We start from the raw sequence: 17,153 nt of genomic DNA on the forward strand, positions 1-17,153 counted from the left end.
TCACGGTTAAAAAGTTTAGTTTCAGTACTCACTTTTGTCTAGAAGCTGAAAGCTTCTCGTCACTCTGACTGTATGTTTGGAGGCACGAAAGTGGCTCGATGTCGGAAGAGATGACTTGGGTTAAGGAAGGTCTGTCTTCACGGTTAAAAGTTCCGTTCCAGTGCTCACGTACTTTAGTACGCTCCGCACCTGGTACTCACTTTTGCCTAGAAGCTGAAAGCTTCTCGTCACTCTGACTGCATGTTTGGAGGCACGAAAGTGCCTTGGTGTTGGAAGGCAAGCATGGGTGAGGGAACGATTTACCTGCACTGTTAGAAATTCTGTTCTAGTTCTACGTACGCAAGTACGTTTTGCATCTTTTTAAATTTTTACAGGAAATGCATTTGTAATTTAGAAAGGAAGTTTAGTTGATGAAAAAATTGATTGCGACTGAGCCGCGGGTTGCGGACTTGGTGGAATATGAAGATCGGGAATTAGCAAAGGACGAGGCGCGGATTCAAGTGAAGTTTGCTTCGCCAAAACATGGAACAGAGGTCGTGGATTTTCGCGGTGTCAGTCCATTTATTGATGAGGAATTCAACGAGGAATGGAATATGTTTATGCCTCGTGCGGAGGGTTCGGCGCGCGGGATTGTGTTCGGTGAGTTTCAGCTTGGGAACATGGTTGTCGGCGAGATTGTCGAGATTGGCGCGGATGTGACGGAGTATGCGATTGGCGACATCGTTTGTTCGTATGGTCCGATTATGGAGACTGTGATCGTGAAGGCGGTCGATAATTATAAGTTGCGGAAAATGCCAGAGGGTGCGAACTGGAAAAATGCGGTTTGTTATGATCCGGCTCAGTTTGCGATGAGCGGTGTTCGTGAGGCGCATGTGCGTGCGGGCGACTATGTCGTTGTTGTTGGGCTTGGCGCGATTGGCCAAATTGCAATTCAACTGGCGAAAAAGGCTGGGGCGAGCATCGTGATTGGTGTCGATCCATTGGAACATCGTCGCGAAATTGCGATGCGTCATGGTGCGGATGCTTGTTTTAGTCCGGTTGGGACGGACGTTGGGTTTGAGGTTAAAAAATTGACTGGCAAACTTGGCGCGGATTCGATTATTGAGACGAGTGGGAATTCGCAGGCTCTTGAGGCGGCATTGCGAGGGATTGCGTATGGTGGCATCATTTCGTATGTGGCGTTTGCGAAGCCGTTTCCGGATGGATTTAATTTAGGTCGTGAGGCGCATTTTAATAATGCCAAAATCGTGTTTGCGCGTGCGTCTAGTGAACCAAATCCAGATTATCCACGTTGGAACCGGAAGCGGATCGAGGAAACGTGCTGGGAGCTTTTGATGAACGGGTATCTGGATTGTGAGGATTTGATTGATCCGATTGTGAGCTTGGACGAGAGTGCGCAGGCTTACATGAAGTACGTGGATCAGAATCCAGATTTGAGTATTAAGATGGGAATCGAACTTTAGAAGGAGACGAATACAGGATGAAAATTGGGACACAGAATCAGGCATTTTTTCCAGAGGGTATCATGGGAAAATTCGAATATTTGAAGGAAATGGGATTTGAAGGTTTTGAAATTGACGGGAAACTGCTGGTTGAAAATGTGGCGGAGGTCAAAGCGGCGATTGCGGCGACTGGGATTCCGGTTTCGACGGCATGTGGTGGTTATGACGGCTGGATCGGTGATTTCATCGAAGAGCGTCGTTTGCGCGGGTTACAGGAAATCAAGGTAATTTTGGAGGCGTTGCAAGAGGTTGGCGGGACGGGAATCGTGGTTCCTGCAGCTTGGGGAATGTTCACGTATCGCTTGCCACCAATGGTTTCGCCGCGTTCGGAAGCTGGTGATTTCAAAGCTGTGAGTGAGTCGCTCGTTTATTTGGACGGAATTGCGGCGGAGACTGGGACGACGATTTTTCTGGAGCCGCTGAATCGCTATCAGGATCACATGATCAATTTGCTCGGCGATGCGCGTCGCTATATTGAGCAAAATGACTTGAAACATGTGAAAATTATCGCTGACTTTTATCATATGAATATTGAAGAGGACGGGATTTCGGAGGCACTTCATGCGAATCGTGATTTGGTGGAGCATGTGCATGTGGCGGACAATCATCGCTATCAGCCTGGCAGTGGATCGCTTGATTTTAAAAAGCATTTCGACCAGTTGAAGGTGGATGGTTATGACGGGTTCTTGACGTTTGAATGCCGAGTTCGCGCGGAAGACCCGGAAAAAGCATACCGGGATGCACTGGAACATTTGAAAAACTGTAGATGAACTCAGCTCAGCGCGGCGACAAACGCTCACTTTCGTCGTTAAAGATCCGTTCCAGTGCTCTCGTACCTTAGTACGCTCCGCGCTGGTACTCGCTTTTGCCTAGAAATTAAGCATTTGTCGCCACGCTGAGGTTTGGCGGTAAATCATACATTGTAGTTTTTCTATATTCAGAAATACGATACTGCCTCTAAAATCCGATTTTGGAGGCAGTATTTCAAGGGGGAAGTAAGACGTGAAAAAAGTAGCGATTATTGGTGCGGGGCAGGTTGCTGAGAAGGTGCATGCGGCGTATTACAAAACGCGGACGCAGGAGTTGGAGCTGGTCGCGGTGGTGGATCCAGACGCGGGACGTGCGCGGGATTTTGCGGAACAGAATGGATTTGCGCGCAGTTACGTGGATGCGGCGGATATGTTTGAGACGGAGAAACCGGATATGGTGAGTATTTGTACGCCGAATCGGTTTCATTTTGATAATGTGATGTTGGCGCTTTCTCATGGTGCTGCGGTTATGTGTGAGAAGCCGCCTGCGATGACGGCTAATGAGGCGCAGCAGATGCGTGATTTGGCGACGAAGCAGGGACTTGTTTTGGCGTACGATTTTCATCATCGGTTTGCGACGGATATGCGTGAGGTGAAGCAAGCTTACGCGGATGGCGTGCTGGGCGAGGTTTATATGACGAAAGCCAAGGCGTTGCGTCGTTCGGGGGTTCCGGGTTGGGGCTCGTTTACGAATAAGGCGTTGCAAGGCGGTGGACCGCTGATTGATATCGGCATTCATATGCTGGACGCGGCGATGTACGTATTGGATTTTCCGCAAGTCAAGAAAGTCACTGCTAAAATGTTTCAAAAAATTGGGACAAAGAAGTCGGAAGGTACGTTTGGAACGTGGGATCCTGCAAAATACGATGTAGAGGACGCGGTTTTTGCATTTATTGAGTTTGAAAATGGTGGCTTGTTGCAGTTGGAGACTTCTTTTGTATTGCAGATGAAGGAAAGTTCGGTTTTGAATGTGGAATTTTTCGGTGATGAGGCTGGTGCGACGTTGTTTCCAGCGGAGATTTATACGGATCGGGCTGGCGAATTGGTCACGATTTTGAAGAAGGAAACGGCGGACGAAGAGCGACATACAAAAAGTATGCAGGCGTTTGTGGATCGGGTGCTTGGTGCGGATGTGATGGTGGCTGACGCAGAGCAGGGTTATCAGGTTCAGCGTTTGATTGAGGCGATTTACGAATCAGCAGAAAAAGGTGAGAGTGTATATTTATGAGTAGAATTAGTGTGTTACGGGAGAGTAGAATAGATCCGCATTATTTTGATACGTATGCGAGTTTGATGACGACCGGAAACGGTTATATGGGGATTCGCGCTGGATTTGAGGAGGATTATCCTGAGCAAACGCGTGGCATGTTTGTGGCAGGAATTTATAATAAAGCGCAGGGGCAAGTGAGTTCTGATTTGGTTAATTTGCCTGATGTGACAAGGTTTGAGTTCGAAATAGACGGTGTGATTTTTTCAATGCATCGTGGGGAAGTTCAGGATTTTGAGCGAGTTTTTGATTTGGCAACAGGTGAGGTGTCTCGCGAATTGGTTTGGCAGCATCCGAATGGGAAACGGTTCGGGCTTTGTTTGAAGCGCTTTGTAAGTAAGAAGGATTTACATAAGGTGTATGCAAAAGTGGAGATTACGAGCCTTTCGAAAGAAGCGGATGTGCGGATTCGGACGGGAATTGATGGGCAACAGACGAATTTCGGGACGCAGCATTTGGTGGAAAAATCGCTTCGTGTGTTTAGTGAGACGTGGATGCAGGGTGATTATGTGACGACGCAAAGTGGACAGGATGTGACGGTGACGTCGATGATTAGCGCGCCAGGTAGTTTTGCAGCGAAGAATCGGCAATTGCTCGTGACGGTTAACCAGAAGTTGGCGGAGAATGAGCCATTTTCATTGGAAAAGGTAAGCGTTATTGCAACGAGTTTGGAGACGGAAAATCCGGCGGAATTTGGACTTGGTGAAATACGCGCGGCGAAGAGTTATGAGGAAGCTTTGGCGGAATCGCGCAGTTCTTGGCAGAAATTTTGGCAGGATTACCGGGTTGAGGTGACCTCTGAAAATGCGTTTGATCAGTTGGCGCTTGATTTTGCGGCGTATCATTTGGAAGCGATGACGCCGGCTCATGATGAGCGTTTTAGCGTTGGGGCGAAAGGACTGACGGGTGAAGGTTACAAGGGGCATGTGTTCTGGGATACGGAGATTTTTATTGCACCGTTTCATTTGTATAATCACCCGGAGAAAGCGCGGAAGTTGTTGCGTTATCGTTATCTTCACTTGGAACAGGCACGCGAAAAGGCCGCTAAAAATGGCTATCAAGGGGCTTTGTTCCCATGGGAGAGCGCGTTTAGTGGGGAGGAAGAGACGCCTGAATTTGCAGCGATTAACGTTCGTACTGGGAAGCGTCAAAAAGTGGCGTCGGCTATTGCGGAACACCATATTGTGGCGGATGTGGCGCATGCTGTGGTCAACTATTACGAAGCGAGCCAAGATGAACTGTTTATGGAGCATGATGGTTTGCAAATTTTGCAGGAAACGGCGCGTTTTTGGTTAAGTAGGGCTGTATTAAAGGATGGAAAATATGTTATATTAGATGTAATCGGTCCTGACGAGTATACGGAACATGTGGATAATAATGCTTACACGAACTATTTGGCGCATGAAAATGTGTATCAAACGTTGCGCTTTATGGCGAAATATGGTCAAAAACATACGGCGTTTTATGATTTGTGCGAGGCGTTTTTACGAAAAATTTATTTGCCGCAATCAGACGTGTCGAAGTTGATTCCGCAAGATGATACGTTTTTGGGTAAACCGGAAATTGATTTGACGGAATATAAGGCGCGGCAGGGTTCGCAGGCGATTTTGCTAGATTATTCGCGTGCGGAAGTGAATGAGATGCAGATTTTGAAGCAGGCGGATGTGGTGATGTTGCTTTATTTGATGCCGAATCTGTTTTCCGAGGAAATTGTGGCGCGGAATTTGGACTACTATGAGGAGCACACGATTCATGATTCTTCGCTGAGTAAGGCGATTCATGCGATTGTGGCGAATCGGGTTGGTCAGCGAGATAAGGCATACCGGTTCTTTGAGGAAGCGTGCCGAATTGATTTGGAGGCGGCTCCTGGTGGGACGGATGAGGGTGTGCACGCGGCGTCGCTCGGCGCGATTTGGCTGTCAGCGATTTTCGGATTTGGCGGTGTAGCGATTGCGGATGGCGAGCTGCATTTGAATCCGCGACTACCGGCTGGATGGAAGCGCTTGGCATTTTCGTTTGTATGGCACGGAGAACGCTTGGAAATCGAGCTGGAATCGGATAAAATTCGCGTGACAAAAGAGACGACGGCGCCAATTCAGATTCACATTTTTGGTGAGAAGTATTGTATGACGACAGGACTAGAAATTTAAATTTTGGAAGGAAGAGCATTCATGAAAATAGTCATTGCCCCAGATTCATATAAGGAAAGTTTAACAGCGCAGGAGGTTGCGGAGGCGATTCGAGTGGGATTTGCTGGCGTGTTTCCAGACGCGGAGTATCAGCTTTTGCCTGTGGGCGATGGCGGGGAAGGAACGATCGCGATTTTGGCTGAGGCGTCTGGTGGCGTGATGGAGGAAGTGCGCGTGACGGGACCGCTCGGTGAAGTTGTGACGGCAAAAATGGCGTTTAGCGCGGATCGGACGCGGGCGTTTATTGAAATGGCGGAAGCGTGTGGCCTACATCTGGTGCCGCTAGAAAAACGTGATCCGTTGGCGGTGAGTACGGCAGGTGTTGGCGAGCTTATCAAGCATGCGCTGGACGTGAAGGTGCGAGAAATCGTGATTGGCGTTGGTGGGAGTGCTTCGCATGACGGCGGAATTGGCATGGCCGCAGCACTTGGCGCACGATTCTACAATTTGCGTGGGGAACCGGTGCCAGCGATTGGTGCGAATCTGAGCGCGATTAGTTCGGTTTCGCTGACGGACCTCGATTCGCGGCTTTCGGAAACGACGATTCGGATTGCCGCTGATGTGGAGAATCCGTTATGTGGTGAGAATGGCGCCGCAGCTATTTTCGGACCGCAAAAAGGGTTAGCGCGGGACAAGATTGCGAGTATTGATAACGCGATGCAGGGCTTTTATTCGATTTTTGAGCAGGATGTGCGCGAGTTACCGGGAAGTGGTGCTGGCGGCGGAATGGGAGCTGGTTTGATGCTTTTCACAGGTGCAAAATTTGAACCGGGAATCGAGCTAGTTTTGCGTGAATTGAAGATGGAAGAAGTATGTGCGGATGCGGATATTATCGTGGTCGGCGAAGGCCGGATGGATGGTCAGACGGTCTTTGGTAAGGCGCCGATTGGTGTTGCGAATTGCGCACCTGAAAACGCGACGGTAATTGGGATTTGTGGTAGTATTGGAGATGGAATTGAAGCGGTTTATTCGAAAATAGATGCGGTGTTTCCAACGATTGCAACGGCAGGGGCGCTCGCTGAAATTTTGCCTAAAACGCGTGAAAATATTGAACGAACAGCCCGAAATGTGGCGGTTCTGCTGAAGGGGAGAATACGGTGAAACAGTTAGAGGCAGTTATTTTTGATTTGGACGGTGTCATCACAGATAGTGCGCACTTTCATTATTTAGCGTGGAAACAGTTGGCGGCGGACATTGATATCGAAATCGACGAGGCGTTCAATGAGACGCTAAAAGGAATCAGCCGGATGGATTCGCTCGATTTGATTCTAGTAAAAGGTGGACGCGAAAACGACTTCACACTGGAGCAAAAAGAGGAATTGGCGGCTAAGAAAAACGCGCATTACGTGGAGTTGTTGAAAGACTTGTCTCCCGCGGATATATTGCCAGGCATCAAGCCATTACTAGACGCGATTCGCGCGGCAAACTTGAAAATTGCTTTGGCTTCCGTCTCGAAAAACGCGCCGATGGTTCTCGCAGCGCTTGGCTTGACGGATAGTTTCGACTACCTTGCCGATGCAGCTAAAATCACGCATTCGAAACCAGACCCAGAAATCTTCCTTGTAGCAGCGGCTGGACTTGGCGTAGAGCCTGCAAATGCGGTCGGAATCGAGGACGCACAAGCTGGCGTGGAAGCAATCAAATCTGCCGGTATGAAAGCGATTGGCGTAGGAACTGGTCTCATCGGAACAGATGAACTAGTCAGCGACACATCAAAATTAACACTTGCGATGATTCAAAAAGTATTTCAGATTTAATATGAAAAAGTAGCGTGAAAAACGGTGAGAAAACCGAATTTTACGCTACTTTTATGTTTAGTTTGGGTAATAAATAATCATGCTCAGCCTACAAACATCTGCGCTTGCATTGGTATAAACATGCTCTTGATCTGCCTTGAACCGAATCGAGTCCCCATCTCTCGCCTTCAATGCTTCCCCATTCGTTGCAATCACAAGCTTCCCTGAAAAAACCGTGATAAACTCCTCGGTACCATCTGGGTGAGGTGTTGATTCCAACCTTCCGTCCGGATCAATCTCCAAATAGTATGTCTCAAAGCGACGTTCACTATCAAAAGTAAACATTGGGTAGTTGCGGCATTTCCCGTCGTCGGCAATTAATGGTTCCCGCGTTTTACGATCAATCACTTCATAATCAATCTTCGGCTTGGTCACGAGTTCTGTAAAAGAAACCTTCAACCCATTCGCGATTTTCCATAGAGTCGATATCGTTGGATTGACGTCCCCGCGCTCGATTTGTCCAAGCATACTCTTACTGACACCAGTGAGTTTCGCTAGTTCATCGAGGCTAAGACGTTTTTTCTGACGAGCCAATTTTAGATTTTCTGAGACGACAGCACTAATATTATCCACTATTTTATCCTTCTTTCGCATTGACAATATAACGCACGTAATGTATTGTATACTGTATGAACGTTATAGTATCCTTTTTGTGTATTATATCATCCGACGAGAGGAAGGTAAAGAATATGTTCAATATCGCAGCATTTTTATCCTATATATTTTTGACAGCTTACACACCAGGACCAAATAACATTATGGCGATGTCAAATGCAAGTAATGACGGCTTTAAAAAGAGTTTTAAGTTCTGTTTAGGTGTTTTAGCGGGCTTTTTCGTGATTGTACTAGCTTCGGCGATTTTTAGCGCGGCGTTGTATGATTTTATCCCAACGATTGAACCATTTATGCGTTTTATCGGGGCTGCGTATATTTTATGGCTCGCTTGGGTGATTTTGCGAGACAAGCCGAAGAATCCGAACGCGAAAAAAAGTACGATTAGAGCCAAATTGCTTTTTTACAGGTATGGTGATGCAATTCGTGAACGTTAAGGTGATTCTATATGGCATTACGACTTTTTCAACGCTCGTTTTGCCTTACTTTAGCGGTGTGTGGCAAGTATCCCTTTTCATATTGATTTTGACCATTGTCGGCTTTTCAGGTACGTGTTGTTGGGCGATGTTTGGCTCGATTTTTAGCAAGGTATTCGCGGAACATAAAAAAGGCCTAAATATGGTGATGGCGCTATTGCTGGCTTACTGCGCGTTTTCGATTTTGCTTTAAAAACGTGTGTTGTTTTTTGACTTTCAGCGTAGTAAAATAAATCAGATATGAAGATAAGTAGGAGGCGATACAATGCTAACGCAAGAAATGATTATGAAAGTCGCGACGAGTGAGGCGAACGCTGGCGATTTTCCGAAAGTCGTGCGAGGATTCAAAGCAGCCGGCGTTGTGAAATATGATTATCTCGTGGAAACCGGGATGTACGTTTTCTGGGATGCAGAGGGTGCGAAAGTTGAAGCGCAGTTGAATGGTATACCGAAAAGTGTGGTGTTGGCTGCATCTGCAACCATAATCAAGGATGCTGTGAAACAAGCGCAGTCCGGAAAAATTGATTTTGAGCAGTTTTGCGAGTTGGCAGGCGCGGCAGGTGTCCCAGTTTGGCATTCCGACTTGGTTGGGATGATAGTTACTTACGACGATAAGGATGGTAAGGGGCTACTGCAAGAACCAATTCCTAATAAATAATTTGAAAAGTCTTCTTCGGGAGGCTTTTTTAGTTGGTAGCAGAAAACATGTCTAAATCTAGTGAAGAAAACGATTCCACTTTTAAAAGACAGTAGAATCGGTTTTTTGCATAATTTTTTCCGAATAGGGTAAACAAGTAGAGTTGTTAGTATTTGTTTGAAAAGGGGCTATTGCGATGTATCTATTAATCATTGGGATTGTAGTATTAGGTATTGGACTTTTCATTTTTGAGCCGCAGAGCAGGGAGCGTCAGGACGAGTAATCGTTAGTATATCTAAAAATAGCGTTTTCGATCGTTTGAGTTTTGGAAATTATTCCAGAGCTTTTTTTTATTTTTTCGCTTCATAAAGCAGGCAACTCAGATAAGCAAACAGCAACCCGTCCGTTTTTCGCAGCGACAGGTTCGTCAATTCTTGAAATTTATCGATTCGGTACTGAATTGTGTTACGGTGCATGAATAGGGCTTTCGCAGTCATACTCAGATTACCTTGTTGTTCCCAAAGTGCCTTGATAAGCGGTTTCCATGTCTCGTCTTTCTCAAATAGCTGGCCAATCCCTCGTGCCAATAAACTGCTCGTCAACTGCTCGGCAATCATCGGTAGGCAATTGGATTCAACGGTTTGCACGAGTTGGCTGGATTTCTGCCGGAATAGGCGTTGCTCCTCGGTGAATAAGTCGCGGAGTAAGGCATTTTTCTCGTGAAATAGCCCCATGAAAAAGTGAACCTGTATGTAAAAATCACTCTCCAGTGTTGTCGCGATGGCGTCGAGTTCTTCTTCACCGAGTAAGGAACCAGCTATTTTTTCAATCAGAACGCCGTAATTATTGGTCAGCATGAGTAATTCGGTATCCTGCGCGAAAAAAACTAATCAACGCTTTCTGCCACTCGTGTAATGTTTTTTTGGAGGGCGGTGTGGACTGGATTTGGAATTGTGTGATGCGGTAGGAATGTTGCTCTGGCTGGATTATGAGTGGCTCTTGTGTGAATAATAAGGTATGCCATTCGGTGAGTCGTTCGTTTTTGAAAACGGGTGCTGGTGCTTGGAAAAGGGTTTGCAGTAAGTTTATTTCTTCTGATGTTAGCGTTTTCTTAGGAATCGCGAAATAGTATGGATTCTCGTAAAAGAAGAGATGTGTCGTATTTATTTTTAACGGTTTTTCGGAATATGTAAGGTCGGGATAGCGCTCTTTTAGTTTTTTTATTTGCATTGTTTTAGCCTCGCTTTCTACTATTTTATTGTGTCAAAACCGCTAGATAAAGTCAAATTTGATTGCGGTGAGAACTTATATTCGGTATAATGAGTAAAGTTGATGTCGCAACCATTTTGGGGTTGGAAAAGGGGAGTTTTATGGCGGAAAATTATGAGATTATTGCAAAATCGATGTCTATCGTGAATCGATGTGGAAATACATTTAAGCTGAATCGGCTAAAAGAATATGGTCTAGGTGTTGGGCAGTTACGTTATATTACGACGCTTTATCATGAGGATGCTTTGTCGCAAGATACAATTGTAAAGCGTTTTATGGTAGATAAGGCGAATGTGGCGAGACATATTCAGCGCTTGGAGGAGTTGGGCATGATTCGCCGGGAAGTGAATCAGCAGGATAAGCGTAAACATATGGTTTATTTGACGGATAAAGGGAAGTCGGTGCAACCTTTTATTGAAGAGACGATGAAGACCTGGTCTGGCATTTTGACGGATGGTTTTTCAGAGGAGGAGCAGGAGAAGTTGTTGGAGTTACTACTTCGAATGGCTGACAATGCGCAAAAACAGGAGAAAGGCAGTGATTAAAATATGAAGGGACAGAGTAAGCGCTTAGGGGAAGATAAAATTGGATCGCTGATGTGGCGTCTGTCGGTTCCTGCGTTTATCGGCATGTTCGTGATGGGAATGTATAATATTGTTGATACGATTTTCGTAGCGCGCGGCGTGGGATCACTGGGTGTTGCAGCGCTTTCAATCGCATTTCCAGTACAGATGATCATGATGGCGATGGCGGCGATGTTCGGAATTGGTGGTGCGTCGATTATTTCGCGAGCACTTGGCGCGGGGAAACAGGAAGAGGCCAATCGCGTGTACCATCAGGTCGTTTGGCTGGTAATTATCTCGAGTTTAGTCCTTGCAATCGTCACTTTTATTTTCCTTGATCCACTCGTAACAATGTTTGGCGCGACGCCTGAGATTCACCAGTACGCGAAGGATTTCTTGCAAATTCTACTGCTAGGCTCGGTGTTTCAAACCTTTGCGATGGCGATGAATAACATTGTTCGTTCCGAGGGAAATGCCAAAATTGCGATGCTGACGATGATTATTTCGGCAGTTTTAAACATGATTTTGAATCCGATTTTTATAATGGGTCTGGACATGGGAATTCGTGGTTCGGCATTCGCAACCTTGATAGCGCAAGCAGTCGGTGCGATTTGGTTACTCATTTATTTCCTGTCTGGGAAAAGTTCGCTTACGCTAAAAGGAATCCGATTCCATATTGACTGGAAATTATCAGGAAGCATTGTCGCGATTGGTTTTCCATCATTTGTTATGATGTCGGCCGGAAGCATCGTGTCAATTTCCGTGAACTGGATGCTCAATATTCATGGCGGAACAATGGCGATTGCGGCATACGGTGTGGCGAACAGAATCGCGTCGTTCATGATTATGCCGATTAATGGCGTGACGCAAGGGATGCAGCCGATTGTTGGCTTTAACTATGGCTCGCGGGAATACAAACGCGTGGTGAAAGCTGTGAAAATGTCGATTGTGGCTGCGACCGTGATGTCCGTCGTTGCTTTTGCGGTTGTGGAGCTGTTTCCAAACCTTCTAGTCAGCGTCTTTACGGATGATAAACAATTGCTAAAAGACGGCGCGCATGCAGTGCAAATTGTCTTGTTGGCAGCTCCGACGATTGGTTTCCAAATCGTTTGTGGTGGCTTGTATCAAGCACTTGGGCGGGCCCGGATTTCCTTCGTGATTTCGTTGATGCGTCAGATTATTTGCTTGATTCCACTACTCTTAATCTTACCCAATTTCTGGGGGCTCGATGGTGTTTGGTACGCCTTCCCGCTCGCAGATGTCGGTGCATTCACGGTATGCTTAATTATCATGCTACGAACATGGCGCGGTTTATTTAAAAATCCTGAAATGGTTTAAAACTATATGTAAAGCCCATGCAAATTTGGCCTTAGTCAATGTATGGGCTTTTTAGTCACAATTTAGACACAATTAAGCCCCAGTTTTGAGAGATATACGTAAAATGGTTATTCGGCAATATCACAAACTCCTGTATACTTTAAAATGTTACGTTAATTAATTTTTGGAGGGAGAATGACAATGTATTTTAAAAAAATGGGTAGTTACATGTTTAGCAATGCTCACAGTGTTTGTTTTATTTCAGCAGACAGTAAAGGCTGAGGAGGTACAGAGCAAAGAGTTATACACGTTAGAAAAACCGACGTGGTTAATTAATGAAGGCTTTTCTAAAGGGATAAATCACGACAAACAGGATTTAGGTATCGTATTGTCTAAAGGTTCGACACTACGGATTCGCCAAGTGAACACCGCTTTCACAGAAAAAATTACAGTACAGATGCTAAACAATGATTCGAAAACAGAAAAAAGTGTAGCAGTGGGAAATGATTGGGTCAACATTACAGTGGATGCCGATGCAGTACCATTCATTATGACTACATTTACAAGTGCGAAACCGAAAATAGAGTACCAAATAATTGGGAATAGCGTTTCTTTGCCGAAATTTGAGCAAAGTAATAATGAGGCTGCTTTCTTCTCTAAATGGGACGCTAATAACGCTAGTTTTGCACTAATTGGAAATAAATATGTTCAGATTTTGATACCGACGAGAGATAAATATTATTTGAAAAAAATGAATGATTTCTCTTCTATCGATCAGTTACTAGCTTACTATGATAACGTATTTGAAACATTTAATGAGTTGTCAGGTATATCATTTAATCCGAAGAATAGCCTCGATAAAAATATACCGAATCGCTACTTTGGTAAAGCTAATAAGAGTGGCAATGGTGGAGCCTATTACGGTGGATCTGAAACGGCAGAGAGCAGCGAAAGCACCATCACTTTTTGGCTAACGAAAGGCTGGGGAGCGCTTCATGAAATTGGTCACGGTTATCAAGGCAACTTCATGAATGACAACACCTATGATGTAGGCGAAGTTTGGAATAATATTTATGCAGATACATTCCAAAAAAGAACAGCAGGAAGTGTCTATTTTACAGGAGCAGGACTATACGCAGGTGGTGGTGGCGTTAATGCTGTAGAGGACGCATTTGAAAAAAAATGTATACAAGGATAAGACGGCAGTAAACACGTGGACTAACAATCAAAGGTTCTACGTTTCTGTTATGTTGAAAGATAAAGTAGGAGACAAAGGATTTATTGCCTTCAATCAAAAATATCGCGAGCTGACAAATAGACCAGGAGGCTTTGTTAGTAATCAATTGCTTTTAGACATGCTAACAGAATATTACGGTGAAGGTAGCGGATTCAATATCGCGCCATTTGTTGAATTAATTCAAGGAAACATGTCAGATAAGCAGAAAACAGTGGCTTTGAATAGTTCTAATAAGAATGTTTACCCGTTAGCAGCTCTGTTATCAGGTGATAATTTGGTCAAAGCACGTCAAGATATTGCCTTAGACTCCAAATGGGCACTCGTGGATAATGCACAACTAAATAAATATGCTCTTAAACAAGATATAAAGCTAAATCTTGATATAAAAGACGTATCACAAATTAAAGGCCAAACACTTAAAATTATGGACGGCTCAACCGTTATAAAAGAAGTTGTTATTCAAGATAAGACTGTTGAACTAAAGAATATGCCAGTAGGAATTTATTCTGTTCACTTACCAAACGGCACAAATAAGCAATATAAAACAGATAAACTATATATTTCAGTAACCGATAAAGGTGCAGATCAGACGATAAAAATGCTAGATTTACCCGTAGTAGCTGGTGGAATTCTAGATACAAGTAAAGTAGTTACTTTCATTGGAGCTCCGAATTCAGAGTTAATCGTCAACGGGATAGCTTATAAAAATGATGTGAATGGTGTCTACAAAATTACATTACCCAATTATTTGAATTTGGGAGACAAGGTAGAAGCGAAGTTTGTTTATGCTTCAGGAGAAAGTAGTGATGTAGGAACATTTACGGTTGGAAATGGTAACTTGATTACATCAAATGTTAGCGCAGGGAAGACAGATCTGTTTGGAACCGCGAGACCTAATGCGCTAGTAAAAGTATGGATTCAAGGAGGAATACGAGTAACCGCTACGGCGAATGCAGAAGGAATTTGGTCAGCAAAATTGGGGACACCGATGATTGAAGGTGACACGGTACAGACGCAAGTATTTGACGGAAGTTATGTTGCAGATAGCCCAAGATATACAGTGACAAAGGGTGAAAAAGCAATTGATAAGCCAGAGCTAGTAGGTGAAGCTTCGAATATTAGCACACAACTAGTATTTGTAGGTACGCCATATGCGACATTAATGCTGAATGGAAATTCGTACAAAGCGGATTCAGCGGGTGTATTTTTGGTGAAGTTAGATAAAACACTACAAGCCGGAACGATTTTGAAAGTGGAAATGACAGATGTGTGGGGACAAAAGAGTGACACACTGGAAGTTGAAGTTCACAATAAGCTAAGCATCAAGCCAACAGTAACCTCGGTTTTAGTTGAGGGAGCAACAGTAGTAACAGGAACAGCAACGCCGGGAGCCAAGGTAGATGTGTGGATATATGGCGGAATAAGAGCAACGGTATATGCAGATGCTAGCGGAAATTGGACAGCAACAGTCCCAGCATTAATAGCAGGGCAAGTGGTGCAACCAAGAGCGACGCTAGGAGAAACTTATGAGGATAGCGAACGTTACACGATTATAGCAAAAAAACCGACAGTAACCTCAGCATTAGTTGAAGGAGCAACAATGGTAACTGGAACAGCAATCCCAGGCGCCAAGGTAGATGTCTGGATATACGGGGGAATAAGAGCGACGGTATATGCAGACGCAAGTGGAAATTGGACAGCAACAGTTCCGGCACTAGTAGCGGGACAAGTAGTGCAGCCAAGAGCAACATTAAACGGTTCATTTGAAGATAGCGAGCGTTACACAATTGTTGCGAAAGAGCCGACAGTAACCTCAGCATTGGTAGCAGGGGCAACAACGGTAACTGGAACAGCAATCCCAGGCGCCAAGGTAGATGTCTGGATATACGGCGGAATAAGAGCGACGGTATATGCAGATGCAAGTGGAAATTGGACAGCAACAGTCCCAGCATTAGTGGAAGGGCAAATAGTGCAACCAAGGGCGATGCTAAACGGTTCATACGAAGATAGTGAACGCTACACAATTGTCGGAAAAGAACCGAAAAGTAACTTCTCCGGTAGTAGCAGGAGCAACAGTGGTAACGGGAATAGCAGCCCCTGGAGCCAAGGTGGACGTGTGGATAGACGGAGGAATAAGAGCGACAGTATACGCAGACGCAAGTGGGAGTTGGGTAGCAAAAGTCCCGGCACTAGTGGCGGGACAAATTGTACAATCTCGTGTTACTATAGGGGATTATTATCTAGCAGATACTATTCGCTATACTATTTCCAAATAAGTAAAAGGTAATCTAAAAAAACAAAGCCGAGTAGAAAAGGCAAGAAATCCGAACTACTGGATTTCTTGCCTTTTTTTGTTATATAGCGAAAAAATTATTAGAATTATGACGAAATTGTCATAAAAACACCGCTTTGACGAGAGTTACTGTATTTTTTTATTTTGAAAGATAGGTATAGTTAAAAGTAGATTTATGCGCAGAAGCAGAAATCAGAAAAATACGGAAAGGGGAAGCTCATAATAAATGAGGCGTTTTTGCAAAAATAAAAAAAAGAAGTGGGGAAATATCATAATGAATAAGAATATGAAGAAAATTGCGATTGCACTTGTTGCAACGAATGTGGTAGCAAGCTCGTTAATCACAACATTGCCACCAGTACAAACACATGCAGCAGAACAGAAGTTAACATCGAATTTGAAAGCCACCACAAGTTATCCACAAGCTATAGCATTAACAAGACCTGGCCAAGCCCTTATTGCAGGACACGTAGCTCCTAATGTAACAGTACTAGTCGCAACCTATAAGGCAAATAATACGGACGTGTCGGTTGCGCAGAGCGTTACATGTGACGCAGATGGGAACTATAAGGTGAGCTTCGCTACCTTAACAGAAGGTATGCGCATCACGGTAGCAACTACTAATGGCGAGCTTGTTGGAGATAGTAAAGTTACAAGCCCCTTAGTAATTCCAGAGGGTAGCACTGCTGTCATTGATCCTATCTACGTAGGAGATAACATTGTAACTGGGCGCATGAAAGTGCCAACAGGCGAGAGAGCCGTACTTAGAATGGATCCTATTCCTTATAACAGCAGTCCTGGGTTTATGTCAGGAGCTTCCATATTAACTAATGATTATTTTGTTATGTTGGTACCGTCTGATATGAAAGCGAGAATGCCTGCTGGTCAATTGATGGAACTTAGAGGAGACTTTTTGCCCGCAATGTACACGAATGTACTCGGCGGATCTCGTCCAACTGGCCTAGCGCTGGATGTTAATGATATAGCCACCACAAAAGGTTCTACCGGCAAACTTGGCGTCACCGTATCTCCCGCAGATGCCTCTCAAAGTGTCACGTATAAATCTGGAGATACCAACATCTTAAGTATTGATGCCAATGGTAACTGGATAGCGAAAGAAACCGGTACAACGACAGTCACCGTAACATCGACAGTAAATTCTAGTTTATCAAAAAACCATTAGTGT

Annotated in this window: 17 protein-coding genes; 14 read left to right on the forward strand and 3 right to left on the reverse strand. The window is 44.7% G+C overall.

Annotated features, from left to right (window positions below; genetic code table 11):
* Positions 1 to 410: 410 nt before the first annotated feature.
* From PCORN_RS15605 to pgmB, 6 genes are all read left to right on the forward strand, one after another.
* Positions 411 to 1,463 (forward strand): zinc-dependent alcohol dehydrogenase, encoded by a 1,053-nt coding sequence (locus PCORN_RS15605; protein ID WP_036082296.1) that lies wholly within the window; start codon positions 411 to 413, stop codon positions 1,461 to 1,463.
* A 17-nt stretch (positions 1,464 to 1,480) separates the two neighbouring features.
* Positions 1,481 to 2,272, forward strand: coding sequence for a sugar phosphate isomerase/epimerase family protein (locus tag PCORN_RS15610; protein WP_036082298.1), 792 nt, complete (start codon positions 1,481 to 1,483; stop codon positions 2,270 to 2,272).
* A 232-nt stretch (positions 2,273 to 2,504) separates the two neighbouring features.
* Positions 2,505 to 3,539: a Gfo/Idh/MocA family protein gene (locus tag PCORN_RS15615; RefSeq protein ID WP_036082300.1), complete on the forward strand. Its 1,035-nt coding sequence runs from the start codon at positions 2,505 to 2,507 to the stop codon at positions 3,537 to 3,539.
* 5 nt (positions 3,540 to 3,544) lie between these two features.
* A complete protein-coding gene (locus tag PCORN_RS15620; RefSeq protein ID WP_036082322.1) occupies positions 3,545 to 5,728 on the forward strand; it encodes a glycoside hydrolase family 65 protein in 2,184 nt (727 codons plus the stop codon).
* Between the two features lie 21 nt (positions 5,729 to 5,749).
* Positions 5,750 to 6,868, forward strand: a complete 1,119-nt coding sequence (locus tag PCORN_RS15625; protein ID WP_036082302.1) for a glycerate kinase — start codon at positions 5,750 to 5,752, stop codon at positions 6,866 to 6,868.
* On the forward strand, positions 6,865 to 7,524 hold the full coding sequence (pgmB, locus tag PCORN_RS15630; RefSeq protein ID WP_036082309.1) for a beta-phosphoglucomutase: 660 nt from the start codon (positions 6,865 to 6,867) through the stop codon (positions 7,522 to 7,524). Before PCORN_RS15625 ends, pgmB begins: the two co-directional genes overlap by 4 nt.
* Positions 7,525 to 7,581: 57 nt before the next feature.
* On the opposite strand, the gene PCORN_RS15635 is transcribed toward pgmB, so the two are convergent.
* On the reverse strand, positions 7,582 to 8,136 hold the full coding sequence (locus PCORN_RS15635; protein WP_036082312.1) for a helix-turn-helix domain-containing protein: 555 nt from the start codon (positions 8,134 to 8,136) through the stop codon (positions 7,582 to 7,584).
* Between the two features lie 116 nt (positions 8,137 to 8,252).
* On the opposite strand from PCORN_RS15635, the gene PCORN_RS19855 reads away from it, so the two are divergent.
* The 3 genes from PCORN_RS19855 to PCORN_RS15645 all read left to right on the forward strand — a co-directional run bounded on the left by PCORN_RS19855 (position 8,253) and on the right by PCORN_RS15645 (position 9,309).
* The gene (locus PCORN_RS19855) at positions 8,253 to 8,612 is read left to right on the forward strand and encodes a LysE family transporter (RefSeq protein WP_206537457.1); all 360 of its coding nucleotides are present in this window, start codon (positions 8,253 to 8,255) and stop codon (positions 8,610 to 8,612) included.
* Entirely contained in the window at positions 8,602 to 8,844 is a 243-nt protein-coding gene (locus tag PCORN_RS19860; protein WP_206537458.1) for a LysE family translocator, read from the forward strand. The genes PCORN_RS19855 and PCORN_RS19860 overlap by 11 nt, the downstream gene beginning before the upstream one ends.
* A 72-nt stretch (positions 8,845 to 8,916) precedes the next feature.
* Positions 8,917 to 9,309 carry a DUF1398 domain-containing protein gene (locus tag PCORN_RS15645; RefSeq protein WP_036082314.1) on the forward strand — a complete coding sequence of 131 codons (393 nt, stop codon included), beginning with the start codon at positions 8,917 to 8,919 and terminating at the stop codon, positions 9,307 to 9,309.
* Positions 9,310 to 9,638: 329 nt separating this feature from the next.
* On the opposite strand, the gene PCORN_RS20530 is transcribed toward PCORN_RS15645, so the two are convergent.
* Together PCORN_RS20530 and PCORN_RS20535 are read right to left on the reverse strand one after the other, a co-directional pair.
* Positions 9,639 to 10,145 (reverse strand): helix-turn-helix domain-containing protein, encoded by a 507-nt coding sequence (locus tag PCORN_RS20530; RefSeq protein ID WP_241433215.1) that lies wholly within the window; start codon positions 10,143 to 10,145, stop codon positions 9,639 to 9,641.
* Positions 10,132 to 10,518: a hypothetical protein gene (locus PCORN_RS20535; RefSeq protein WP_241433216.1), complete on the reverse strand. Its 387-nt coding sequence runs from the start codon at positions 10,516 to 10,518 to the stop codon at positions 10,132 to 10,134. The genes PCORN_RS20530 and PCORN_RS20535 overlap by 14 nt, the downstream gene beginning before the upstream one ends.
* 140 nt (positions 10,519 to 10,658) lie before the next feature.
* On the opposite strand from PCORN_RS20535, the gene PCORN_RS15655 reads away from it, so the two are divergent.
* From PCORN_RS15655 to PCORN_RS15670, 5 genes are all read left to right on the forward strand, one after another.
* Positions 10,659 to 11,102, forward strand: coding sequence for a MarR family winged helix-turn-helix transcriptional regulator (locus PCORN_RS15655; RefSeq protein WP_036082316.1), 444 nt, complete (start codon positions 10,659 to 10,661; stop codon positions 11,100 to 11,102).
* A 3-nt stretch (positions 11,103 to 11,105) separates the two neighbouring features.
* A complete protein-coding gene (locus PCORN_RS15660) occupies positions 11,106 to 12,458 on the forward strand; it encodes an MATE family efflux transporter (RefSeq protein ID WP_036082318.1) in 1,353 nt (450 codons plus the stop codon).
* A gap of 226 nt (positions 12,459 to 12,684) precedes the next feature.
* Complete coding sequence (locus tag PCORN_RS17645; RefSeq protein ID WP_159102621.1) at positions 12,685 to 13,635, forward strand: M60 family metallopeptidase; 951 nt, start codon at positions 12,685 to 12,687, stop codon at positions 13,633 to 13,635.
* Entirely contained in the window at positions 13,610 to 15,961 is a 2,352-nt protein-coding gene (locus tag PCORN_RS17650) for a hypothetical protein (RefSeq protein ID WP_051999549.1), read from the forward strand. The genes PCORN_RS17645 and PCORN_RS17650 overlap by 26 nt, the downstream gene beginning before the upstream one ends.
* Positions 15,962 to 16,241: 280 nt before the next feature.
* Positions 16,242 to 17,150: an Ig-like domain-containing protein gene (locus PCORN_RS15670; RefSeq protein WP_159102622.1), complete on the forward strand. Its 909-nt coding sequence runs from the start codon at positions 16,242 to 16,244 to the stop codon at positions 17,148 to 17,150.
* Positions 17,151 to 17,153 lie beyond the last annotated feature (3 nt).

Origin of the sequence: Listeria cornellensis FSL F6-0969 (assembly GCF_000525855.1) — a bacterium.
Taxonomy (GTDB): domain Bacteria; phylum Bacillota; class Bacilli; order Lactobacillales; family Listeriaceae; genus Listeria_A; species Listeria_A cornellensis.